Annotated in this window: 25 protein-coding genes; 4 read left to right on the forward strand and 21 right to left on the reverse strand. The window is 52.1% G+C overall.

Translation table 11 applies throughout. The annotated features are described in order from the left end of the window. Positions 1 to 60: 60 nt before the first annotated feature. The 4 genes from fusA to nadC all read right to left on the reverse strand — a co-directional run bounded on the left by fusA (position 61) and on the right by nadC (position 4974). Positions 61 to 2154 carry an elongation factor G gene (fusA, locus tag GURA_RS14325; RefSeq protein WP_011939662.1) on the reverse strand — a complete coding sequence of 698 codons (2094 nt, stop codon included), beginning with the start codon at positions 2152 to 2154 and terminating at the stop codon, positions 61 to 63. A 74-nt stretch (positions 2155 to 2228) separates the two neighbouring features. Then, positions 2229 to 2999, reverse strand: coding sequence for a type III pantothenate kinase (locus GURA_RS14330; RefSeq protein ID WP_011939663.1), 771 nt, complete (start codon positions 2997 to 2999; stop codon positions 2229 to 2231). 137 nt (positions 3000 to 3136) lie between these two features. Beyond that, positions 3137 to 4147 (reverse strand): biotin--[acetyl-CoA-carboxylase] ligase, encoded by a 1011-nt coding sequence (locus GURA_RS14335; protein WP_011939664.1) that lies wholly within the window; start codon positions 4145 to 4147, stop codon positions 3137 to 3139. Continuing rightward, positions 4144 to 4974: a carboxylating nicotinate-nucleotide diphosphorylase gene (gene nadC / locus GURA_RS14340; RefSeq protein ID WP_011939665.1), complete on the reverse strand. Its 831-nt coding sequence runs from the start codon at positions 4972 to 4974 to the stop codon at positions 4144 to 4146. The genes GURA_RS14335 and nadC overlap by 4 nt, the downstream gene beginning before the upstream one ends. Positions 4975 to 5175: 201 nt before the next feature. On the opposite strand from nadC, the gene GURA_RS14345 reads away from it, so the two are divergent. After that, positions 5176 to 6492 (forward strand): HAMP domain-containing protein, encoded by a 1317-nt coding sequence (locus GURA_RS14345; protein ID WP_011939666.1) that lies wholly within the window; start codon positions 5176 to 5178, stop codon positions 6490 to 6492. After that, the gene (locus tag GURA_RS14350; protein WP_011939667.1) at positions 6489 to 7043 is read left to right on the forward strand and encodes a hypothetical protein; all 555 of its coding nucleotides are present in this window, start codon (positions 6489 to 6491) and stop codon (positions 7041 to 7043) included. Before GURA_RS14345 ends, GURA_RS14350 begins: the two co-directional genes overlap by 4 nt. A gap of 7 nt (positions 7044 to 7050) precedes the next feature. Here the strand turns inward: GURA_RS14350 and GURA_RS14355 are convergent, their stop codons facing one another. Beyond that, positions 7051 to 7587 carry a DUF4124 domain-containing protein gene (locus GURA_RS14355; RefSeq protein ID WP_011939668.1) on the reverse strand — a complete coding sequence of 179 codons (537 nt, stop codon included), beginning with the start codon at positions 7585 to 7587 and terminating at the stop codon, positions 7051 to 7053. A 156-nt stretch (positions 7588 to 7743) separates the two neighbouring features. Between GURA_RS14355 and GURA_RS14360 the strand changes: the two genes are divergently transcribed. Further along, positions 7744 to 8766: a cytochrome c3 family protein gene (locus GURA_RS14360; RefSeq protein ID WP_011939669.1), complete on the forward strand. Its 1023-nt coding sequence runs from the start codon at positions 7744 to 7746 to the stop codon at positions 8764 to 8766. A 153-nt stretch (positions 8767 to 8919) separates the two neighbouring features. Continuing rightward, the gene (locus GURA_RS14365; protein ID WP_011939670.1) at positions 8920 to 10002 is read left to right on the forward strand and encodes an AMIN domain-containing protein; all 1083 of its coding nucleotides are present in this window, start codon (positions 8920 to 8922) and stop codon (positions 10000 to 10002) included. A 56-nt stretch (positions 10003 to 10058) separates the two neighbouring features. Here the strand turns inward: GURA_RS14365 and GURA_RS14370 are convergent, their stop codons facing one another. From GURA_RS14370 to gvpA, 16 genes are all read right to left on the reverse strand, one after another. Continuing rightward, positions 10059 to 11516 (reverse strand): Hsp70 family protein, encoded by a 1458-nt coding sequence (locus tag GURA_RS14370; protein WP_011939671.1) that lies wholly within the window; start codon positions 11514 to 11516, stop codon positions 10059 to 10061. Beyond that, the gene (locus GURA_RS14375; protein WP_011939672.1) at positions 11504 to 11731 is read right to left on the reverse strand and encodes a gas vesicle protein; all 228 of its coding nucleotides are present in this window, start codon (positions 11729 to 11731) and stop codon (positions 11504 to 11506) included. Before GURA_RS14375 ends, GURA_RS14370 begins: the two co-directional genes overlap by 13 nt. Positions 11732 to 11739: 8 nt before the next feature. Beyond that, complete coding sequence (locus tag GURA_RS14380; RefSeq protein WP_011939673.1) at positions 11740 to 12489, reverse strand: GvpL/GvpF family gas vesicle protein; 750 nt, start codon at positions 12487 to 12489, stop codon at positions 11740 to 11742. After that, on the reverse strand, positions 12479 to 12769 hold the full coding sequence (locus GURA_RS14385) for a gas vesicle protein K (protein WP_011939674.1): 291 nt from the start codon (positions 12767 to 12769) through the stop codon (positions 12479 to 12481). The genes GURA_RS14380 and GURA_RS14385 overlap by 11 nt, the downstream gene beginning before the upstream one ends. Before the next feature lie 15 nt (positions 12770 to 12784). Beyond that, positions 12785 to 13150 carry a gas vesicle protein gene (locus tag GURA_RS14390; protein WP_011939675.1) on the reverse strand — a complete coding sequence of 122 codons (366 nt, stop codon included), beginning with the start codon at positions 13148 to 13150 and terminating at the stop codon, positions 12785 to 12787. 345 nt (positions 13151 to 13495) lie between these two features. After that, on the reverse strand, positions 13496 to 15454 hold the full coding sequence (locus GURA_RS14395; protein ID WP_041245472.1) for an ArsA family ATPase: 1959 nt from the start codon (positions 15452 to 15454) through the stop codon (positions 13496 to 13498). A gap of 6 nt (positions 15455 to 15460) precedes the next feature. Continuing rightward, positions 15461 to 15763, reverse strand: a complete 303-nt coding sequence (gene gvpO, locus GURA_RS14400; protein WP_083764904.1) for a gas vesicle protein GvpO — start codon at positions 15761 to 15763, stop codon at positions 15461 to 15463. Further along, the gene (locus tag GURA_RS14405; RefSeq protein WP_011939678.1) at positions 15760 to 15999 is read right to left on the reverse strand and encodes a gas vesicle protein GvpG; all 240 of its coding nucleotides are present in this window, start codon (positions 15997 to 15999) and stop codon (positions 15760 to 15762) included. The genes gvpO and GURA_RS14405 overlap by 4 nt, the downstream gene beginning before the upstream one ends. Then, positions 15996 to 16973 (reverse strand): GvpL/GvpF family gas vesicle protein, encoded by a 978-nt coding sequence (locus tag GURA_RS14410; RefSeq protein WP_083764906.1) that lies wholly within the window; start codon positions 16971 to 16973, stop codon positions 15996 to 15998. Before GURA_RS14410 ends, GURA_RS14405 begins: the two co-directional genes overlap by 4 nt. 7 nt (positions 16974 to 16980) lie before the next feature. Then, a complete protein-coding gene (gene hsp20, locus GURA_RS14415; protein WP_011939680.1) occupies positions 16981 to 17532 on the reverse strand; it encodes an archaeal heat shock protein Hsp20 in 552 nt (183 codons plus the stop codon). Between the two features lie 27 nt (positions 17533 to 17559). After that, positions 17560 to 18309: a GvpL/GvpF family gas vesicle protein gene (locus GURA_RS14420; RefSeq protein ID WP_011939681.1), complete on the reverse strand. Its 750-nt coding sequence runs from the start codon at positions 18307 to 18309 to the stop codon at positions 17560 to 17562. A 125-nt stretch (positions 18310 to 18434) separates the two neighbouring features. After that, positions 18435 to 18752, reverse strand: coding sequence for a hypothetical protein (locus tag GURA_RS14425; protein ID WP_011939682.1), 318 nt, complete (start codon positions 18750 to 18752; stop codon positions 18435 to 18437). A 26-nt stretch (positions 18753 to 18778) separates the two neighbouring features. After that, on the reverse strand, positions 18779 to 19801 hold the full coding sequence (gene gvpN / locus GURA_RS14430) for a gas vesicle protein GvpN (protein WP_011939683.1): 1023 nt from the start codon (positions 19799 to 19801) through the stop codon (positions 18779 to 18781). A gap of 385 nt (positions 19802 to 20186) precedes the next feature. Then, positions 20187 to 20522 (reverse strand): hypothetical protein, encoded by a 336-nt coding sequence (locus tag GURA_RS14435; protein WP_011939684.1) that lies wholly within the window; start codon positions 20520 to 20522, stop codon positions 20187 to 20189. Positions 20523 to 20549: 27 nt separating this feature from the next. Further along, positions 20550 to 21020: a hypothetical protein gene (locus tag GURA_RS14440; protein WP_157046216.1), complete on the reverse strand. Its 471-nt coding sequence runs from the start codon at positions 21018 to 21020 to the stop codon at positions 20550 to 20552. A gap of 325 nt (positions 21021 to 21345) precedes the next feature. Then, complete coding sequence (gvpA, locus tag GURA_RS14445) at positions 21346 to 21564, reverse strand: gas vesicle structural protein GvpA (RefSeq protein ID WP_011939686.1); 219 nt, start codon at positions 21562 to 21564, stop codon at positions 21346 to 21348. Positions 21565 to 21726 lie beyond the last annotated feature (162 nt).

Consider the following 21726-nt stretch of genomic DNA (forward strand, 5'->3'; position numbering starts at 1 on the left):
AAAAGCCGCAGAAATCATTTTTAACGTACTAAAAAAGCGCAAAAAATCACTTCTTACTTACTAATGGTTAGCATGTTTATGATTTGTCGCAGCTTCGCTGACGATTTTCTGTGACAGATGACCCGGCACTTCCTCGTAGTGTGAAAATTCCATGGTGAAGAGCCCGCGGTCGCTGGTCATGGAACGAAGGTCCGATGCATAGGCAAGGACCTCGGACATCGGCACTACAGCCCTGATGATCTGCGAATTAGCCTTGGGCTCGACACCGACCACCTTACCCCGCCTTGAGTTGAGATCGCCGATCACGTCGCCCATCGTCTCTTCCGGCACGGTAATCTTCATGTTCATGATCGGTTCGAGGAGCGTTGGTTTTGCGCTCTCCATCGCCTTTTTGAGCGCCATGGAGCCGGCTACCTTAAAGGCCATCTCCGACGAATCGACCGTATGGAAGGAGCCGTCATAGACCGCCGCCTTGAAATCCACCAGGGGATAGCCGGCCAGAAATCCGTCCTGCGCGGACTCAAATATCCCCTTTTCCACTGCCGGGATATACTGACGGGGAATTACACCGCCGACGATCCGGTCCTCGAACTGGAACCCTTCACCGCGGAGAAGTGGGCTGAATTCCACCCAACAGTCGCCGTACTGACCACGTCCGCCGGACTGCTTTTTGTATTTGCCCTGGACCTTGACGGTCCCCTTGAAGGTTTCCAGATACGGCACCTTCGGGGTCTTCAACTCCACATCGACGCTGAACTTGCGTTTCAGCTTCTCGATGGTCACTTCCAGGTGCACCTGCCCCATGCCGGAAATAATGAGTTCCCTGGTTTTATCGTCGCGGTGAACCTCCAGTGTCTGGTCCTCCTCCATCAATCTCTGCAAAGCGCCGTGGATCTTGTCTTCGTCGTTCTTGGTTTTCGGCAGGATTGCATATGATATGACCGGATGGAGCTGTTTGGCAGGTTCGTAACATATCGGTTTATCCGCATCGCAAAGGGTATCGCCGGTAAGGGTGTCCTTGAGCTTGGAGACGGCGACGATGTCTCCGGCCACAGCCTGCTTGACGGGTTTCTGCTTTTTCCCCTCCAGCTCGTAAATTTGCCCTATCCGCTCCATGATATCACGGTTGGGATTATAGACTGTCGAATCGGAGTTCAGTATCCCTGAATAGACCCTGAATACAGTAATTTTGCCGGTATAGGGATCGGAAGTCGTCTTGAACACCAGGGCGGAAAAAGGCTCCGCTTCGTCCGGTGCCCGCTCCACCAGTTGACCGGTTCTCGAATCGGTTCCTACCACCTTGCCCCGATCCAGCGGTGAGGGGAGGCAGCTGCAGATATAATCCAGGAGTTGGCTGACACCGATATTCATGACAGCAGAACCGCAGAGCACGGGGGTGAAGGTGTAGCGGAGCGTGCCGACCCGCAGGCCGTCCATTATCTCCTCTTCGGTCAGGTCGCCGGTCTCAAGATACTTCTCGGTGAGGGAATCATAGGCCTCTGCGATTGTCTCTACCATCTGCTCCCTAAGTCTGCGGGCTTCAGCTTCAAACTCGGCGGGAATTTCTTCTTCGCGGAATTTACCCGACAGGTCCTTTTCGTACAGGTAGGCCTTCATTTTCACCAGATCGATGACGCCGGCAAAATCCTCTTCGGCGCCCATCGGCATTTGAACTGCGACCCCCTTAGCCCCCAAAACCTTCTCCATATCATCTATGGCGCGGAAGAAACTGGCCCGCTCCCGGTCCATTTTGTTGACAAAGGCGATCCGTGGTATCTCGAACTCATTGGCCCATTCCCACACTTCTTCGGTTTGCACCTTTACCCCCGAGATGGCTGAAAGGATCAGGACCGCTCCGCCAAGGGCGCGCATGCAGGAACGGGTGTCGGCGATAAAGTTGCCATAGCCGGGGGTGTCGACGATATGGATGGAATAACCGTTCCATTCGCAGTGATTGAGGGAAGAGGAGATGGTTATCTTGCGTTTGATCTCTTCCGGCTCGAAATCCATGGTGGAGGTACCGTCATCGACCCTTCCGAGGCGGTCGATCATCCCTGAGTCAAAGAGGATTGCTTCTGTTAAAGAGGTTTTTCCGGCCCCGCCATGAGCAACAATTCCAAGATTTCTCAGCTTTGCAGTATCATACTTTCCCATGATGCCCCCCTTGATTGGAAGTAGGTAAAAGTAACGCAAACGGCTCTTCTTCTTTACCGTTACCCTACCTGCCGTTAAGTTTCCCGGTTTCTCTGATACAGTATCCGCAACCCTTCCAAGGTCAGATACTCATCCACCTCCTCGATGGTAGCCGATTCCGGCGCAATCAGGCCGGCAAGCCCTCCCGTGGCGATAACCCTCGGGTTGTCCTTTCCCTCCCCTTTCATTCTTGTAACTATCCCGTCAACGAGCCCCACGTAGCCATAATAAATCCCGGCCTGCATGGAGTTGACGGTGTTTTTCGCTATGATTGCCGGCGGCTTGGCTATCTCGACCCGCGGCAGCTTGCTCGCCTTCTGGAACAGGGCCTCCATGGAAATCATCAGACCGGGAGCAATGGCGCCGCCGCAGTATTCACCCCTCTTGTTCACATAGTCAAAGGTGGTGGCAGTGCCGAAATCGACGATTATCAGGGCACAGTGGTGTTTTTCGAATCCGGCGACCGCATTGACGATGCGGTCTGCCCCGACTTCCTTGGGGTTATCGTACTGTATCGGCATGCCGGTCTTGATACCGGGACCTACCACATACGGTTTGAACCCGAAGTATTGGCGTGAAAGCTTCTCCAGAGCCCCGGTAAGTGTGGGAACCACTGAAGAAATGATGATATCCTTGATGTCGGAAAAACCGATACCCGCAAGCCGGAACAGATCATGGACCAGGATGCCGTATTCGTCGGGCGTCTTCGACTTGTCGGTGGAGACGCGCCAGTCTCTCACCAGGCGCTCGTTGTCATAAATACCGAGAACAATGTTGCTGTTCCCCACATCAATTACCAGAAGCAAATCAAACCTCCAAAATCGGGGATCAGGAATCAGGGATCGGTAAAACTCTAATCAGCCAGTTCCCAGTTCCCAGTTCCCAGTTCCCAGTTCCCAGTTCCCAGTTCCCAGTTCCCAGTTCCCAGTTCCCAAATCACAAATCACAATATAGTCACATCCCCGGACAGCACCCGCTCTTCCCTGCCGTCGAGATCGAGCAGCAGCGCGCCTATGTCGTCAATTCCCTTGACCACGCCGGTCATTACCCGATCCTGACAGGACACCCTGACCTGTCGCCCGTACATTTGCGAACGGGCCAGCCATTCTTCCCTGATCGCCCCGTATCCATCAACCAAATAACTATCGTAGAGCGCATCAAGCTCATGGAGGAGGGTACGGACGAAATCGTTGCGGTTTACCGGAACCCCACCCTCGATAAACAGGGAACTGGCCGGATGACGAAGGTCAGCTGGAAACTGCTCGGAACGCATATTCACATTAACGCCGATGCCCAGCACCACGAAGTTCACCTTCTCGGTCTCGGCACTCATTTCGTTTAAAAGGCCGGCAATTTTTTTACCGTTGATCAGTATGTCATTGGGCCATTTTATCCATGGTTGCAACGGGGTAGACTGCTCCACGGACCTTGCCACGGCTACCACCGAAAGGAACGTCAACTGGGAAGCGGCAACAGGTGTTATTGAAGGGCGGAGAATTATGGAGCAATAAAGATTGACGCCGTCCGGAGACGCCCATTCCCTTCCGAGCCGTCCCTTGCCGCGAGACTGGGTATCGGCAATCACCACCGTCCCCTCGGCGGCGCCATCCTCTGCAAGCTTGAAGGCAACGTTATTGGTGGAATCCGTCTCGTTGAAGCAGATAATCTTCGTGCCGATCCGTTTGTTCGCCAGCCCCGCTGCAATCTCGGCCGGAACAAGTAAATCGGGTGAGGCAAGCAACCGATACCCTCGCGCAGGAACCGCAACAATGCTGTAACCTAAATCCTTGAGGGATTTGATATGCTTCCAGACGGCAGTTCGGGAGATACGGAGCGAGCTGCTCAGCTCCTCGCCGGAGACGACCTCCCCATTCCTGGCGCGGAATATTTCCAGTATCTGCTGGTTCAGCGTTTTTATGGTGCAATCAACGGTCTGCGTTGAAGTCTCTTTCAACTGCCCTCCATCAGCATGGAGATATCCATGGCCCGTACCGAATGGGTAAGCGCACCGACGGAAATGATGTCGACTCCTGTTTCGGCGATTTCCCTGACGGTCGTCAGATTTACCCCCCCCGAAGCTTCCGCCAGCGCCTTTCCTCCGATCATGGCAACTGCCTCGCGCATGGTGGTCACATCCATGTTGTCAAGCATGATGATATCGGCTCCGGCGGTCAGGGCTTCGCCAACCTCGGCAAGCGTCTCGGTCTCCACCTCGATCTTCAGGGTGTGTGGGATATAGGCCCTGGCTCGACTTATGGCTGCGGTGATCCCACCGGCCGCAGCTATATGATTCTCCTTGATCAGTACGCCATCATAGAGGCCGGTGCGGTGATTGATGCCGCCCCCCACCCTTACCGCATATTTTTCCAGCATCCTGAGCCCGGGCGTAGTCTTGCGGGTATCGACAACCCGGGCGTTGGTCCCGGTAACCGCCTGCACATACCGGGCAGTCTGGGTCGCCACCCCGCACATGCGCTGCAGCAGGTTGAGCGCCACCCGCTCGCCCTGGAGAAGCAACGAGGCATCGCCGACAATCTCGGCAATTATGTCGCCGGGGTTAAGCAGATCCCCATCAGAGAAATGAGCCGTGAATGTAATGCCTGGATCAAGAACATGGAAGACCCGCGCCGCGACATCAATGCCGGCCAGCATCATGGCTTCCTTTGCCTTCAGCCTGGCGCGCATTTTCCGGTTTTCACGCACCACGGCCAGGGTAGTGATATCACCGGTGTGAATATCCTCCATGAGCGCATTTTCTATGATCCTGTCAAGACCGGTCATAACTGTCTCCCGATAATAAAATCAAACCTTTTTATAACACAGCTTAACACCGGTCGCAACCGCTAATCCAGCGTTCAGACAATACCGATAACGGTACTTTTTCTGACTGATTTACGCCTTCCCATCTTTCCCTAATAATTTGACTAAACAATCCCATTGCAATAGAATAATCGAACCAATGTCATTTATAAGTCGGGACTAATGAAGATCAAATTTTTTCTACCCAAATTTTCACTTGTACAGAAGCTCGTCGCCGGCTACGTCGCGATGGCATTTTTCACCACGGCGTCTCTCATATTCTCGATAATGGGGTTGTACTCCCTCCATTCGATAGCCAGAGAGATTGCCAGAAATGACCTGGTGATTATCAATTCAACCAACAAGCTGCGTGAGTCTTTGCTGGCCCAGGAACGCTATGCGGGCAAATATGCTATCCTGAAGAGTCCCGAATTCATTGAACTTTTCAGCCGCAGAGAAGCCGAGTTTCTCGATATCCTGCAAAAACTCAGACAGAACAAACAGAATCAGGATATAGTGCCTCTTGCCCAATTGTATCAAAACTATCGAACCAATACCTACCGTTTGTTTCAGGGGAAGACCAGCGATCCTCTTCCCATAAAATCAGCGGCGCAAAAGATATTCAACGCCATCGATACAATCTACAAAAATCGACAGAACCAACTGAACGCCAAGCTCGAAACCGCTGACGAAAAGGAAAGCTCGACAATCAGATGGACGCTCATTCTCTCTTTTACCGGCTTCTCCCTTGCAATCGTCGTGGCGGCCTTCTTCATCTACAATATTTCGAGTGCCATAAGAAGGCTGAAGAAGGCAACACACCGCATCGCAGAAGGTGATTTCGATTACGATCCTCAAATCCGGCCTGGTGATGAAATCGGCGATCTGGCCGGGGATTTCATCAGCATGGCAGCAAAGCTCAAGGTTCTGGAACAGATAAGCCTTGACGCCAGTCCGTTGACGAGGCTTCCCGGCAACATTGCCATTGAAAGGGTCCTGAACAGAAGATTACAGGAAGGTATCCCTTTCGCCGTCTGTTACGCCGACCTGGACAACCTGAAGGCGTACAACGATCACTACGGTTACATAAAGGCAAGCGAAGTGATTAGAAGAGCAGGCGAAATCATATACGAGGCGGTCAAGTCGACTGCCGAAGCAAACGCCTTTGTCGGCCATATCGGCGGAGATGATTTTGTCATGGTAATCGACATGGAAAACGCAGCCGCAGCATGTGAAGCAGTGATAGAAAAATTCGACGCCGAGATACGCAACCACTACACACCGGAAGACCTGAGCAGAGGCTCGATTGACGCGGTAGACCGCTATGGGGTGCCGCGCGTATTCCCGATAATGACCATATCGATTGCCGTCACTATCTGCCGACAGGGCGAATATGACTCTGCCGTCGAGATCGCGAAAGCCGCTACCGAAATTAAAGATTATGTAAAAGGAATGCCGGGGAGCAATTATCTGATCAACCGGCGTAAGATCAAACGATGAAAAAGCTTATTATCATACTTATTGCGCTCCTTGGTCTAACCGGCTGCGCCGCAATCAATAAAGAGAGCGGTGGCATCATTCATCGCTTCAAACAGGAGAGGAAACTTGCGGAAGCGGTTAAACTGCTGGAAAAAGGGGATGAAGCAGCCGCCACTAAATTATTGAAAGAAATCACCACAGCGGAAGGAACGCCGGGGGTCACCGATGAGGCGCTGTTCCGTCTCAGCCTGATGCAACTTCGACCAGACGTGGGGCGGGACGGGCTTGAACAGACGCAAAAAAGCCTGGAACACCTGCTGAGGGAATACCCGTCAAGTTCCTGGACCCGCATGGCCTGGCCGCTCATGGAATTCCTGACCTCAGCGGAAGAATTGCAGCGCCAGAACCGGAATCTGAAGATTCTCAATCTGTCGTTGAATAAAGAAAACAAGGAGCAGCAACACATTAAAAGCCTTAACCTGTCCCTGACCAAGGAAAACAAGGAGTTGCGGCAGGCTATCGAACGGCTGAAGAACCTGGACCTGGAACTGGAACAGAAAACGAAACACTAGTGTATCGTTACTGCCGCCATCCCAACGGAACGCCGACCCTTGCCGCCTCCACATCGAGGGCGTTGAGCTTTTCCTGCAGTTCTATTATTTTAGCCTCATCCCGTTTAATTTCGTCATTCAGATCATTAAAAGAGACCCGGTCGCTCCCGCGCTGATATATAACCCTCTTACGCCGCGCAACATTCAAGTTCTCCCTCTTTACCGTCAGACCATCCTCAAGGCTTTTAATTTCTGCACGGAGAGTCGCAAAGCCGGACCGCCACCAATCCTCTCCGTAACCGCCAAAGAGCCTGCTTCCATTATCCGTATCATCGGATGCGGCAGGGGCCGCGCTTTCCGTAACAGGCGGCAAGGCTGGTTTTGACACCTCCCCCTTGACGGAATCCCTTTCCTTAACCCGTTTCAGGTACTTTGCCGGAATCCTGTCGGGATCATCGGTGAAATGTAGGACACCCTTTTCGTCCAGCCACTCGTAGGTTGCTGCCTGCGCCGCCACATTGAACAAGAGTACCGTTAAAATCAATGCCGGTAAAAGCTTCTTCATCGCCCCTATCTCCCCATTCCGCTCTGGAAACCGTCGAGAATTTGCTCCAATTATAAAAAACAGTCAATATTTTAAATTGACGACTGAAAACTCAGTGTGTATATTACAGCGCTTGAAATGCAAATTCAGTTATTATTCCATGACAAGGAGTGCGCCATGCAGCTTCGTCTCACCATCCTTACATTTCTTTTTGTTTTATCGGCACCGCTCGTCCTCTTCGCCAAGGAGACCAAGGATGTCCAGTTTCGGCTTGAAAACGCCGAACCGGTTGTGTTCAGCCATGATATCCATTTAAAGAAATATAACAACAATTGCAGAATTTGCCACAACGCAATTTTCAACCTTAAAAAACGCCAGCATTACACCATGGCCGAGATGGAGAAGACCAAATCATGCGGCGCCTGCCACTCCGGCGTCAAGGCTTTCAGCGTTGCCGACGAAAAGGACTGCGTCCGTTGCCATAAAGGCAAGCCGCGCAACATTACCTACAAGGTTAAAGGTGCAACCGAGGCCATGTTCAGCCATGCGGTGCATATTGCCAAAACCGGCGGCAAATGTAAAAGCTGCCACAACGGCAAAATCATCACCGGCAAGGATGGCCGCGTAACAATGGCGCAGATGGAAAAAGGAAAGACCTGCGGCGCCTGCCATAACGGCGCGAAGGCCTTCACGGTAGCAGGTAACTGCGGCAAGTGTCACAAGGGAATGACACCAAAGGATATCGCCTTCAAAACCAAGGGAATCAGCGGCGCAACCTTCAGCCACACTTTCCACACCGGCGTTTACAGCTGTAAAGACTGCCACACCAAGATCTTCCCATTCAAAGCCGGAGCAAAGCATTTCACCATGGGTGATATGGACAAAGGCAAATCGTGCGGCGCTTGCCACAACGGCAAAGATGCATTTGCCTCCAGTGGCGACTGCGAAAAATGCCATACCGGTTTCAAACCAGGTAACATTACTTTCAAGACCGAATCCGGAGATGCCAAATTCAGCCATGAATTCCACCTCGGCATGTATAAATGCACCGACTGCCACACCAAACTGTTCCCCTTCAAGGCGGGAGCAAAACACTTCACCATGACGCAGATGGAAGAGGGAAAATCGTGCGGTACCTGCCACAATTCGAAGGATGCTTTTAGCGTAAAGGGTGACTGTGAAAAATGCCACAAAATGTAAGGGACACGCTGTCGCGTTTGTGACCGAATAAACAAGAAAAGGCGGAGCCATCAGCTCCGCCTTTTCTGTACCATACATCCGATTAACGTTTTGGGAAACACATGCAATGATCTAGCTGCAAAGTCTTTAATCCTTGTTCCGGGAGGGTCCGCTATGCAAAAATTGAAAATTTTGACTGTCATACTGACGATGTTTCTCACAGTTCCCGGTTTTAGTATTGTCGCATCAGCAGAACCGGTGCAGCCTGTCCTCCAAAAAATACAGGTAACCGGGACGGGCAAAGATACCCGGATTGATATCGTTGCCGACAAACCGCTCACCTACACCTATTACAAAATGCCCGACCTGCTCAAGGTGGTAATCGATCTGGCGCTCGTTGATCCCGGATCGGTTGCCCCTGTTACAGTCAATTCAGGGTTGATTTCGAAAATAACAGTGGAAAAGAAAGCCATCTCGAATTTCTCCCTCACCCGGGTGGTAATCAATCTGAAAAATGACGCCGAGTTTGCGGTGCTGACGGATCAGGCAGACAAAGGTAAAATACAGGTTTCTTTCGGCAAGACATCCCCTTCCACTAACAGGGAAATATCCAAAAAGACCGGGGTAGATAAAGCCAAGACGGAAGGGGATGCGGCAACCATTGATAAAACGCCGCTATCCTCAGTTGCAATCACAACCCAACCGGCAGCCATCATCGCAACCGCTCCTGCCGCAGAAGCGGTTCTGCATCAACCGGTAGCGGCAGTACCAGCGTTGACTGGCAAAGAGCAGCAATCCGACGGGGAAAATGCAACAACTGACAAATCCGCTGTAGTGATTGCGGAGACAAAGACTGGGCAAGCTGCGTCACTGCAACGGACAGAGTCAGCGACTTTCAGATCCAAGGCGGTTTTGCTGCCTGTCGTACCGCAGAAAATTCCGTCAGGACCGATCAGCGCAGTCAAGGTAAACAAGGACAACCTTGTGATTGTCACCGGCTCCGGAGTTGCTGACTACAACGCCTTCACCCTGACTAATCCCGGACGGCTCGTCATCGATCTGCCGCTGGCAAAGTGCTCCATCCTTGCCAAGGATATGCCGGTGAAACGTTTCGGCATAGCAAAAGCCCGTGTCGGCACCTACCCCGACAAAGTCCGGCTGGTTTTCGATGCTGCAGGAAAAACATTTCCTGCATACAAGATCGAGAAGACCGGCAAAGGCTTGAAAGTCACATTTCCTGCTCTCAAAAAAGGATAGAAATTTAAGGTCATATGAAGAGAAGAAGATAAAGGCTTCCGGACGTTCTCCGATATTTATTCAAATGGGAAGCTGGAAATAGCGGTTATTTCTATTCTTTGCTCATTCCCGGTGCGAAGGTCGGCAGCAGAAACCTGGAGAATGCCGTCGACGTTAATAGTGAATGTCACCTCTATCTTCGGATCCCCCTTCGGTTCAGGAGGGATGTCCGCAAGCTCAAAAATGCCGAGACTCATATTATCACCGGCAGTCTCTTTCTCTCCCTGAAGGACGTGGATACTGACCGACGTCTGGTTATCGGCAGCGGTTGTAAATATCCTGTTTCTTGAGACGGGAACTGTGGTATTTCTGTCGACGATCCTGGTAAATGTCCCTCCTTGGGTCTCAATCCCCAGGGAGAGCGGCGTGACGTCCAGCAAAACGACGTCGCTGAACTCACCGGCAATGATCCCTCCCTGTATCGCAGCGCCAATGGCTACCACCTCGTCAGGGTTAATGCCGTCATGGCAAATCTTCGAATCGCCGAACAAATTCTTTGCAAGTTCCAGCACCGCGGGCATCCGGGTCGAACCACCAACGAGAATAACCCTGTCGATATCCTCGAACCTGAGCCTGGCATCGGAAAGCGCCTGCAGGGTGGGCCCTACCAGCTTTCGGAGGAGAGAGTCGGTTAATTCCTCGAAATCTTCCCGCGAAAGGCGTATAGGCAATATACTCCCATCCCTGGCATCTCCCCCCGTCAGGGCGTTAAGGGGAATGGTTATCTCAGCAACCATTTCACGAGACAGCTTTTTCTTAGCGAGTTCCGCCGTCTCTCTCAGGAACGATAAGGCCGCTTTATCTCTCAAAGGATCGATTCCGGTCTCCAGATGTATGATTCCGGCCAGATGCTTGACGATCCTTTGATCCCAGTCATCCCCGCCCAGATGGGTATCACCGTTGACCGCCATGACCTCGAATATCCCTTGGCCAAGTTCCAGGACGGAAACATCGAATGTACCGCCACCCAAATCCCAGACGAGTACCGTATGGATCTCCTCCTTGTCCAGCCCATAGGCTAAAGCTGCGGCGGTCGGCTCGTTGATTATCCTTACCACATCCAGGCCGGCCACGATCCCGGCTTCCTTTGTGGCTTCGCGCTGTTCGTTGTTGAAATAGGCGGGGACCGTGATCACAACCTTCTCTATCCTTTCCCCCAGATACGCTTCCACATCTCCGACAACTTTGCGAAGGATCATCCCCGATATCCCTGCCGGTGTGTAAACATTTCCCCCCGCATGAAACCTTTGCAATGAGCCCATATACCTCTTGACCGAGACGATGGTCCCCTCGGGATTGCCGATCGCCTGGTGCAAAGCACCCTTTCCCGCCAGCATCCCGTCATCCGTGAAGGCCACCACCGAAGGGGTCAGATTTTCACCGTCCCCATTGGGAATAACCACAGGGCGTCCATTATCGAGAATGGCAACAACCGTATTGGTGGTCCCCAGATCGATACCGATTATCCTGGACATGGTTCCTCCGTAGCCCGAATTTCCTTGTCCCACTCCTCCATGACGCCATATTTGGTCATCGTTTCCATTCCGGCCACGGCTGCCCTCAGGTTGACGCCGACCAAGGGGATGCCCGCAATGGAGATAACCAGGTCCGCATCCACTACGACCCCCTTGTCGAGGACCCTCTCCAGCACATCAACCAGCGTAATATTTCCTTTGCTTGCATGTTCCATATTCACCGTCACATGTCGACAAAGCTGTACGGCGGCCAGGGGCCGGTAGGGCGTACTGCGATACCTTCCCTGAGGTTGATGATCTCCAGTTCCGCTGTCATCTCATCACGCCTTTCCCCGGGGACCAGGACCGACAGGTTCATGATCATCCGTACGCCGTTATCTGCCGCCTTCACCTCTTCAATGATTATCCGTTCCGCCAGCTCCTCGATCCTCTGGTAGATATTCTCGAAATACCTTTCCTTCTCCCTTGCCATCTCGCGCTTTAACGCCTTTTCCAGGAGCTGGCCATGCATGTAAGCCGCTCCTGTCCCACCCTCCGTCTTCGCCTTGAGTTCCCTGAGGGCCGGCACACTATCCACAAGCCTTCCTGCAACAAGATCCTCGTCCCAGAATACCTGGACACCGTATTCTTCCCTGCCCCTCAACCGGCCGATACTTTTTCGCAGTTCCCCGTGGTTTCCCCCCAGCCATCCATTGAGATCATCCGCCCCCCCCTTGATGACGGTATGGAATCTTACCGGGAGGATTGTTCCGAACCGCCTCCATGCCGTTTCAACCACCTTCTGGTGGGAGACGACCCAGCCGATCATACTTTCTCTCTCCCAACAATCGGGCGGGTCTCCCTGGTAATTATGGACAATCGCAGACAGGCCTTCAAAATGAACAGTATAGACCTCGCTCCCATCTATCCCGATCCTTCCGAGCGAAATTTCCTCGTCCCCCTCCGCCACGCAATAGATATATCTACCTTCCATGCAAGTCTCCGCCAAGCACCCCTTCCACCAGGTTGTCCAGACTATCCCTCACAGACCTGACCGCCTCGGTAACACCGTTATCCTCTTTTATCTGTTCCACGACCCTGTCAAACTCCATGAGGGACTTTCCCAGCCTTTCCACCTCCTCCGCGTTCAGGCTTCCGTTTTCCATCCGCCTTACGGCCTGGGTCTTGAGAAGATCCCTGATTATCTCCACCAGGGCAAGGACGAGCCCCAGAACCCCCTGCTTGAGATTGTCCTGCTCGATGTCGATATTCATGGGGATATTTTACTCCTAGAGACTATAGTCGGTTGTATGGGCTGCAATCTTCGCCCTGGCGCTCTCCCAACCGCACCAGGGACAACCTGCGGCGATCAGTTCATCCACAGAAACCCTCTTTCCGCATTCGGGGCAGGTTTCCTTGGTCGTGATCCCCTCTTTCCAGGCAGGAGCCTCAAGATTGATCCCTGAAGGAAACGCCAGACCATACCTGGCCGCTACCTCAAAAGAGGCAATGCTCGCCCTGATCTTGATGCTGAGGAGTTCAGTCCCGACAATGGATATGGCAATGTCCGCATTGATGACTATTCCCTTGTCCAGGATCCTGTCGAGCACATCCAGCAAGGAAGCGCTGTTGTTTATTGTCCCTTCTATGGCCATCCGTTTCTCCTTAGTCCCTTAGAAAAATTATTTGCATGTTTTTTGCCAGCGTTGTCCGGTTTGGTTTGTGCATCAAGGTTGTTAAGCCCCATTAGGGGCGTTCGAATGTAGCCGGGGGATTCATCCCCCGGATGAGATGCTATATTTCCCCACGTCACGTACGTGACGTGATGATATTTCGCCTGGATGACCGGGGAATGAATTCCCCGGCTACCAGTATTCTGTCCCTACGGGACGTAAGCAAAAACCAAACCGGACAACGCTGGTTTTTTGCGAAGAATTTTTCGTGAAGGGACTTATCCCGTTCATCGGGGTTAGGACCTGTTACGCGAGACTCTCTATTTGTTACGCACCCGTCAGTTGACCAAGGGCTTCCACCCCCTTGACCGGACTCAGAAACAGCGGCACAACAGCAACGTCGTAGTCATTCCCCCACTTTGCCGTCACCTGCCGCAGATACTTTTCCTGCTCTCCCTTGCAGCAGCGGCATCCGGCAGGAGGGGTCACCATGTTGACGATTATATGCCTTGACGGGATACCCAATCTCCTGATGCCGGAAAGGAGGCGTTCCGTTTCAAGGATGGCAAGGGATTCCGGAATGGTAACGGCAACAAATTCAGTTTGCAGGGAGTCGGTAAGGGCCTTTTTCACATTCTTTACATCCCTGAGCAGATTCATGATCCCTTCGGCGGCACAACCAAGCCGGACGATCTCCTTGTATTTAAGCAGCAGCCTGAGGATCGCCTTCAACCATTCAAGGACGATCTCTGGGGTTTCGAGGAAACGGAGCGCATGACCGGTGGGCGCAGTATCGATAACGAACAGGTCGTACGCCCCTCTCAGTTCGAGCATCTTCTTCAGGCCCATGATCTCGTCCAGTCCCGGGGGGGAAAGCTCGATAAGCCCCAGCATCACCTCTTTGTCAAAGGCGATATCTCCCCCTCCGGCGACGAAGGGGGAGAAAACCGCCTCGATGTCCGCGCAGTATTCTTTCTGGAATACGTTAAGCATGCGGGAGGCGTCCATCTCCAGTGCGAAGAGATGTCCCCCCGCCGATGAGTCGATGATCGGCGTGACGGCATTTCCTATCGTGCGGTCGAAACAGTCCGACAACGAATGTGCGGGATCCGTGGAAAGTATCAGGATCTTCCTCTCCGGATTTTCCCTTGCCATATAAAGCGCTGTCGATGCGGCCATAGTGGTCTTGCCGACTCCTCCCTTGCCGCCGAAGAGAAGAAACTCCAGACCGGGTTTGCGCGCAAGCTCCGCTATGGCATTGCGAAAAGCCGCAAGGGTATAGTCGGGGGGAACGGGTGGTGAGGCAACATCTTTCCCGGCCGGAGCCGCGATTTTTACCGGCGCAAAGAGAAGCTCCGCAAATTTGCACAGGTTTTCAAATCCGTTGATTTCATGGTGGATAAGAGGGGCGAACACGAGATTGCAGTCGGCGAACCTCTCTCCGATTTCCGCCAGATACCCTTCGATCCCTTTCCTTCGCGAAGAACAGAACGGACAGTCCCCTCCCTCGACGACGCGATTGACGATCAGGCTCCGCACCGCTATCCTATACTCCTTCAGGGATGCCAGCAGCCTGCCGGTTTCTTCGATCGCCGCCGGTTCGGGGATAGTCACCGGGACAAATTCGGTCATCATGCCGTCCTTGAGAAGGGAATCCACTCGGTCCAGGTCGTCCGTCATCGTCTTCAGGAACTCATCCGTCGCGTCCCTCACGTACCGTCCCTTGAATCGTCTCAGGAGTAAACGGTGCTTCTCCTGCATCAGGTCAAAAACGGCAATCCATTTCTTCATCTGGGCCGGGAGGGCCAAAAGCCTCAGCGTGTGGCCGGTCGGCGCGGTATCGAGGACAATCAGGTCGAATTCGCCGGACTTCAAAAGCCTGACCACTTCAATGACCGCCATCACCTCGTCAAGCCCCGGCAGCGACAGGGAAAAGAACCCTTCGACGTCTTCCCGGTCAAAATAGGTCCCCCTTTCCGCCAGCTTTTTCATCACCCCTTCGTATTTTTTTCTGAAGTCCTGGAAGAGCTTGCGAGCGTCCATCTCCAGCAGCCAGAGATTATCAAGCTCATCGACCCGTGTGATATCCCCCCCGACGCTCCTCTCGAAACAGTCGCCCAGAGAATGAGCCGGATCGAGGGAAATGAGAACCACCTTTTTCCCGGGCCTGAGCCGCGCCAGGTATATGGACGCAGCAGCTGCAGATGTGGTTTTTCCGCACCCCCCCTTTCCGCCGAACATTATCAGCCGGAGAGCCGGGTTATCAAGGAGCTTGGAGTTAGCCACATGCCCCTACTCTTCCACTAACGTTTCGGCGCGCCTGCGCATCCCTTTGCGGCTGAATTCGAGCAGATTGCCGTGATTATCCAGTACGGCCTCATAGGTTGCAAGGATATCCATGTTATCAGGTATGACGCGCTTTTCCACCAGCTCGACCGACACTCGCCATCCCATCTCATCCTTCGCAGTCTTCAGCGTGGATGAAAGCTCCAGGCCGGTCAGAACGCTGAGCTCACTTCTTGCCTTCTGGATGATATTCCCGATAGACATCGCCATTTTTGCCGCCTCCGGCTGTTCAGACGAATCGACTTTCATAATTCCTCTTTACGTTCCATGATCTCTTCCAGCCTGGCCATCAGTTCCGCTTCCTTGCTCAGATACTCTTCTTCGGTCATCTCATCGAGCTCAAAGCGCATCTGTAGTTCGAGAAGTTCCTCATGTATCCTGGAGTCGTCGGTCATCTCCGACTCAGCCATGTCCTTGAGTTTATCGGCTACCCAGACCAGCCCTTTTATGGGTGAAAGGAGAATGTCATCCAACAAAAAGATCATTCGACGACCCTTACCATTATGGCATCCTTCCCGAAAGCGAGGTTGCTGCAGCCCGTCAGGATTTTGTATGCCCGGCTGAACTTCTCGAAAATCATCTGCGCATCGGGGTCGCCGGAATTATTGTCCGGGTGATACTTCCGGAGCTGCTTCCTATATGCCTTCCTGACCTCGTCCTTATCATCTCCAGGGACCACGCCGATGATATTCATCGCTTCCTCAATCTCCCCGGCCCCTATTCTGCATATTTCCAGGGTATTGAAGCTGTGAGGAGGAAGCGGGCCTATGACCCGGAAGTTTATTCTGCCGCAATACCTCTTATCCAGCCCTTCTATCTGCTCATCCAGCGCGTTTTTCTTCTCACTCTCCACAAGAAAAGCCACGTTCAGCAGCATCCTGTCATCGAAATGCTCGCGGATCCTCTGCTCAAGGTGATGCTCCTTAAGAGCGAACAAAATTTCGTTCCCGACCCTCCCATTCTCCTCCTCCAGGGCCACCCTGACCATTTTTCCCAGCTCTATGGCCGCCTCCCTAAGCTCTTCCCGGGATGCAGTTGCAATCTCTTCCTTGAACCGTCGAATCTCGTCTCTCTCCCCCAGTTCCCTCAATGTCGAATCCAGATCATTCCACAAGGCTATCAAATCCACCTCGACCTTGCCCGCCATGCTGTCGATCGCGTTTTTGAAGCAAGGGTATCCCGATTCCAGTATTTCGAGAAGCTCCCCGTCATCCATGGCCGATGTCCCGAATTTTATCGGGACAGCCGTACACTCCTTCATAATCCCCTCGATCAGCGACTGGTGGTTTGCCAGGTGCCGGACAAGGATATCCTTGGGAAGGGATGCGTAGTTTATGGGTGATGATTCCTTTACCACCAGGGCGATGTCGCGGTACGGCACGAGATAGGCGCAATCCCCCGAAACCGCCGCATCCCCGCCATCACGGCTTACAACGCAATAAAGATGCTTTGCCATCATTGTCCCTTCAGGGCTTCTTCCTGGCCTTCTTTTTTGAAACTCTGATATCGAGGATGCCGTTTTTGTAAGAGGATTTGAGTGTGGCCGGATCGACAGACGATGGCAGGGGAATCTCTTTCATGTATTTCCTGTCCTTATTCCCGGCCTTGAGGAAAAGGGTATCGCCTTTAACATCGATGCTGATGTGCTCATTTTCCACACCGGGCATCTCCGCAACCACCACCACGTGATCCTTCTCATCGAACACGTCTATCATCGGCTCCCTGACCTCCTCCACCACAGGCCCTTTTGCGGTGTCCCTGACGTTACCGAAGGACTCTACAACGGGCTTGCCGCCCATGGTCCGCACCGTAAAGCCGTAGACACCTTTCGCCTCCTTAGGCATTCCCCTTATCTCACCCTCCTTGCGGATCTCTTCCCCCTTTTCAGCCGCTGTGGCGGCAAGGTCAATAAGGGTTCCAAGCCCCTTGAAGAGCCCTCCAAAAGAGACTTTGCCCAGACCGAAATCGATCTCTACCCCCTCTTCCTCTTTTTCCGCTTTCTTTTTTCTCTCAGCCATGTTAACCCCCTGGTCCTCTTCTTCGCCTCATTTCCATTCCACGACTAGGTTCACAAAATTGAAAGGCGGTATTGGACCGACATATTTGAATATGAGCCTATCCTTGTTTGCGGCGTCGAGTTCCGTCATTCTCTCGTCAAACTCCCTTATCCGCCCACGTTCTACAAGGAAAGCCGCATTTAAATTCATGTTGTCTCCATGGAGTTTATTTACGCTGGTTCTGCGGGATATCGGCTTCAACTTGTCGAGGATATATCCCGCTTCCCGTTCCTTTCTGGCCACAAGCGCCGCCTGGACCATCCGGCCGAGGTTGATCCTGTCAGCGTAACACTTATCCGGCGGGACCGAGGCTATTTTCCCCTTCAGTCTCTTTATTTCCGGTTCCGTTTCTCCGATTTCATGAAATACCTCGTTTAAATCCTTCCAGAGGGACTTCACCCCGAGCTCCACCATGTTGTCCATATCCCTAAGGAGTTCCTTGAACTCCATATATCTCTTTCTCAACACCCTGCGGATATCTTCCACGCTTTCAGCGACGGTGCAGAACCTCACAGGGAGGACCGTATGATCCTTCATGACCTCTTCGATGACCTTCTGATGGGCCAGCAGATTTTCTCTGGTAAGGGTGTATTTGATCACAGGGGTCCCGCTGATAACTGCAGCGATGTTCTCGCAATTTATGGTGGTTACCACATCTCCACGGCCACCGATCCCCATGGGACCGAAATTTCTCGCGTCATCAGTCCCTATGATGCAATATAAATAATTGTTTTCCACCCATGGTCTCCGAAATACAAAATTCCCTCTTAGTCCCTTAGAAAAATTATTTGCATGTTTTTTGCGAAGAATTTTTCGTGAAGGGACTTATCCCGTTCATCGGGGTTTGTATGAGGGGTCTTATCTCAATAATCCATAACCATCGTCTTGAATTTTTCCTTTGCCCCCTTCGGAGCATTTTCTTTGGAATTCCTTTTCCCGTCTTCCTTCAATACGGTTTTTCCAATATTTATTATTTCTTTTCCGAGATCTTTCAGGTCATCCTCTATACTCTTCTTTCTCTTGAGCAGGGCGTGCAACTCCAATTCCAGTTTGGTCCTTTTCCGCGTCAATACATAGAGGTCAAGGTAGCGGTTCACCGAAGCCTTCGGCACGGAACGGATTTTCGTTCTTGGGGCGGTTCTTGGAGCGGTTCTTATAATTGATCCACTTGTAATGCTCACGTTGCAACCCTCCGTTTTTTTCAGCTTTACAGCATGCTGACTGCCTTGTCACCCACCGCTATTCTCTGGCCGACCTTAAGGGACGGTTTCGTATCCGTATTCATTTCCCCGGCTTCAGGGTTACTCCCACAGTGCCTGTCAACCAGTTCAGCTATGAACTCCTTAACCTTTTTTATATTGGCATCGCTTCCCACCCTGCTCGTTTCCGAGGCAAGTACATCAGTGCAGATACTCCTGAATATTTTGTTCCCCGCTTCGACCGCGGCCTTTCTTACCTTCGCAGTCTTTGCAATCATGATGCATCCCCTCACAGTGGGTGCAAACTCGTATTTCCCGGAATCCCTGAGACTCCTGACGATATTCACAATTTTTTCCGAATCGTGCAGGGGCAATCCCGACTTTGCCGAGGTTATAGCCATTTCCGTCTCCTTGTCAGGATAGCTGATGTCTATCGTGACCATCCTGTCCCGCAGAGCGTCCTGGCTCCTGTAGACTCCCGCATACTCCTCGGGATTGCTTGTAAAGATCGCGACAAAATCCGGGTGCACCTTGAGATACCCTTCTCCCCCCCTTGCAGTGGGCATGCCCATCATCTTTTCCTGCAGGACAGACAGGAGAACGTTATTGGCTTCGGGCCTGGACCTGGTAAATTCGTCATAGATCAGAGTGAACCCTTTTTTGCAGGCCAGCGTCAGCCGGCTGTCTATCCAGGAACTGTTCATGCTCTCTTCAGTCTTCAGGACTGAATGAATGAAGTTGTCCACGACCTTCTTTTTCCTGTAGCCATGCTGCCCCCCCACCAGGTCGGATGTGGAATGCTCCTCGTCACCATGCATGATAACGAGCGGCCTGCCGAGCTTACTGGCAACATGCATGGCAATTGTGGTCTTGCCTGTACCTGAGGTCCCCCTGAAGTGGACGGGGAAACCAGCAGCAATATAGGCAAGAGCCCGCTCCGTCACATCCCGGACATAGTCCGTTTCCACAAAGTTCGGCAAAGAACGGGGCTCTAAAACGGTCGCCAGTACTTCAGCATTTTCTTCCTGCATAGGCTCTCTCCTTGATTGGACCTATATTCCGGAATCCTGTTGCCTGAATAATTAACAGGCTGCTGGAAAACACCGGAGTTTGAATGTTGTCCTGAACGCAGCATGGAACCTCTCAAACAGGTTATACCAATTCCAAATCAAGGCGCTATCTTCGTTGGCTCGTCTTCGGCTCCTCAACGTACGCAGTTGTACGCCTTCGTCGCCTCAATCCTCGCCGCCTTGATTTCATCCTTGATTTGAAATTGGAATTACTCCCGCACCTTGTTCAGGATTCATCAGGTGTCAGTTTTCTCAACAGCCCGTTAAAGGTTGTGCCATGCAGCGGGTCAGGTTCGATATTCTGCGGCACGGACCGCCTTCGGTTCAAGGACTCCTTGAAACCACTTTATTGTTTCGCACTTTTCCTGGCAGCGCCGCCTCTTTTCGCCTGCATAGTGGAGCCCAAGTGCCCCCATGCAGCAATTGCGTCGTCGTGCTCCTTTTTGAAACCCTTGAGAAGATTGCTCGTCTCTTTCTTCATGGAGTACCTTGCCTTGGAAAGATCCTGCCTGAGCTGTGACGCCATCTCACCCCGCTCCTTGTGAAGATCGTCAAGCATCCTGTGGACATCGTCAGTCATTTCGTGGACATCCTTTTTGATGGATGCAAGAACAGCCATCCTTTCATCAAAAGAAGCGGTAATATCCTGGGCTAGTGCCTTGAATCCGTCTACTCTTGCCATTTTGGTATCTCCTTTCTTTTGAATTTTTCAACCCTGCCATGCCGTCTTGTCATAGAAACTGAACACCCCTTCCCACTGAGCGGCCACTTCCCGGCGTATCCTGTCAAACTCATCCAGTATCCGGTCTATCTCGTCACTGGATTCCCTGTCACGGTTACCGAGCGTCTTAACCACGGATTTCAAGTCCTTTATCCTTACCTCCTCCCCTTTGGACAAAAGATTTTTCAATGCCGCTATCAACTCTTCCTGCTCCAGCTGGAACTTCATCAGTGACTTTGCCACCTCTTTCTCTCGTTCCCTGAGCCGCAAAAGGATATCCCTCTTCATTATTTCAAAATCGGCAGGGTTGCAATTCCCGGTGAGGACCTTCTTCAAGATGAGGATCATCTCCCCTTCTTCCTGCCATATAGTTTCCAGCTGCTGCCGGGTTTTTGTCTCTCTTTCTCTCCTCTTGGCCAGGACGGTTTCCATCAGGGCATCAAAGTCCTTTTTTCTCATCCCCCCATGCCTCGAGAGATTTTCCTTCAAACGTCTGCTCATCTCATCCTGTTCCCTGCAATAGTTATTCACACGTTTCATTGCTTCAACAACGAGAGTATTGACAAGCTTTAACCGCTTTTCGTACGATTTTATGATCTCCAACCCTATAGTTCTCAAAGGTTCCTGAAACTCCATTTCCAACTCCGCTCATAATCCTTGTACGGTTTCGCGTCTACTGTTTGTGTGAATGGAGATGGAGACATGCTTGAGTAACTTGTTTATAATAAAGGGGCATTGGCGCCTTTATGCCTCAAGGATGTCCTCCGCGTCGATTTTTCGGATCTTACGCATGCATTGCCGTCGCAGTGGTTGTAAGGCCTACTGCCTCGGCATACTTAAGGAAAGTATCCACAGAGGCAACAACGACCCTCGCTTCGATAGCGAGAAGCTCGATCCCCACTAAGGAAACCCTTGCCCAAGCATCGATACATACGCCCTTGTCCAGGATCCTGTCGATTACCTCGACGAGACTGGAAGATGCATTTGTTTTCTCAACTGCCATGATATTCACCCCCTTTCTTTGAACTGGCGTGACACTCTAAACCCTTTATTCCATCGATCGATACGGAGCGATCCGTCTCACGCAAATCTTTTCCGCATGCGTCGTCGGTTACTTCAAAGTTTAGAGATATCTAATAAGAGACTATTACAAGAGGTATGCCAT

The organism is Geotalea uraniireducens Rf4, from assembly GCF_000016745.1.
In the GTDB taxonomy this organism is placed as follows: Bacteria; Desulfobacterota; Desulfuromonadia; order Geobacterales; family Geobacteraceae; genus Geotalea; species Geotalea uraniireducens.

Coding starts and splice junctions, on each gene's coding strand:
- fusA (WP_011939662.1), bottom strand. CDS start 2,154: ATGGGAAAGTATGATACTGCAAAGCTGAGAAATCTTGGAATTGTTGCT.
- nadC (WP_011939665.1), bottom strand. CDS start 4,974: ATGACCGGTCTTGACAGGATCATAGAAAATGCGCTCATGGAGGATATT.
- GURA_RS14345 (WP_011939666.1), top strand. CDS start 5,176: ATGAAGATCAAATTTTTTCTACCCAAATTTTCACTTGTACAGAAGCTC.
- GURA_RS14350 (WP_011939667.1), top strand. CDS start 6,489: ATGAAAAAGCTTATTATCATACTTATTGCGCTCCTTGGTCTAACCGGC.
- GURA_RS14355 (WP_011939668.1), bottom strand. CDS start 7,587: ATGAAGAAGCTTTTACCGGCATTGATTTTAACGGTACTCTTGTTCAAT.
- GURA_RS14360 (WP_011939669.1), top strand. CDS start 7,744: ATGCAGCTTCGTCTCACCATCCTTACATTTCTTTTTGTTTTATCGGCA.
- GURA_RS14365 (WP_011939670.1), top strand. CDS start 8,920: ATGCAAAAATTGAAAATTTTGACTGTCATACTGACGATGTTTCTCACA.
- GURA_RS14370 (WP_011939671.1), bottom strand. CDS start 11,516: ATGTCCAGGATAATCGGTATCGATCTGGGGACCACCAATACGGTTGTT.
- GURA_RS14375 (WP_011939672.1), bottom strand. CDS start 11,731: ATGGAACATGCAAGCAAAGGAAATATTACGCTGGTTGATGTGCTGGAG.
- GURA_RS14380 (WP_011939673.1), bottom strand. CDS start 12,489: ATGGAAGGTAGATATATCTATTGCGTGGCGGAGGGGGACGAGGAAATT.
- GURA_RS14385 (WP_011939674.1), bottom strand. CDS start 12,769: ATGAATATCGACATCGAGCAGGACAATCTCAAGCAGGGGGTTCTGGGG.
- GURA_RS14390 (WP_011939675.1), bottom strand. CDS start 13,150: ATGGCCATAGAAGGGACAATAAACAACAGCGCTTCCTTGCTGGATGTG.
- gvpO (WP_083764904.1), bottom strand. CDS start 15,763: ATGAAAGTCGATTCGTCTGAACAGCCGGAGGCGGCAAAAATGGCGATG.
- GURA_RS14405 (WP_011939678.1), bottom strand. CDS start 15,999: ATGATCTTTTTGTTGGATGACATTCTCCTTTCACCCATAAAAGGGCTG.
- GURA_RS14410 (WP_083764906.1), bottom strand. CDS start 16,973: ATGATGGCAAAGCATCTTTATTGCGTTGTAAGCCGTGATGGCGGGGAT.
- hsp20 (WP_011939680.1), bottom strand. CDS start 17,532: ATGGCTGAGAGAAAAAAGAAAGCGGAAAAAGAGGAAGAGGGGGTAGAG.
- gvpN (WP_011939683.1), bottom strand. CDS start 19,801: ATGCAGGAAGAAAATGCTGAAGTACTGGCGACCGTTTTAGAGCCCCGT.
- GURA_RS14435 (WP_011939684.1), bottom strand. CDS start 20,522: ATGGCAAGAGTAGACGGATTCAAGGCACTAGCCCAGGATATTACCGCT.
- GURA_RS14440 (WP_157046216.1), bottom strand. CDS start 21,020: ATGAGAAAAAAGGACTTTGATGCCCTGATGGAAACCGTCCTGGCCAAG.
- gvpA (WP_011939686.1), bottom strand. CDS start 21,564: ATGGCAGTTGAGAAAACAAATGCATCTTCCAGTCTCGTCGAGGTAATC.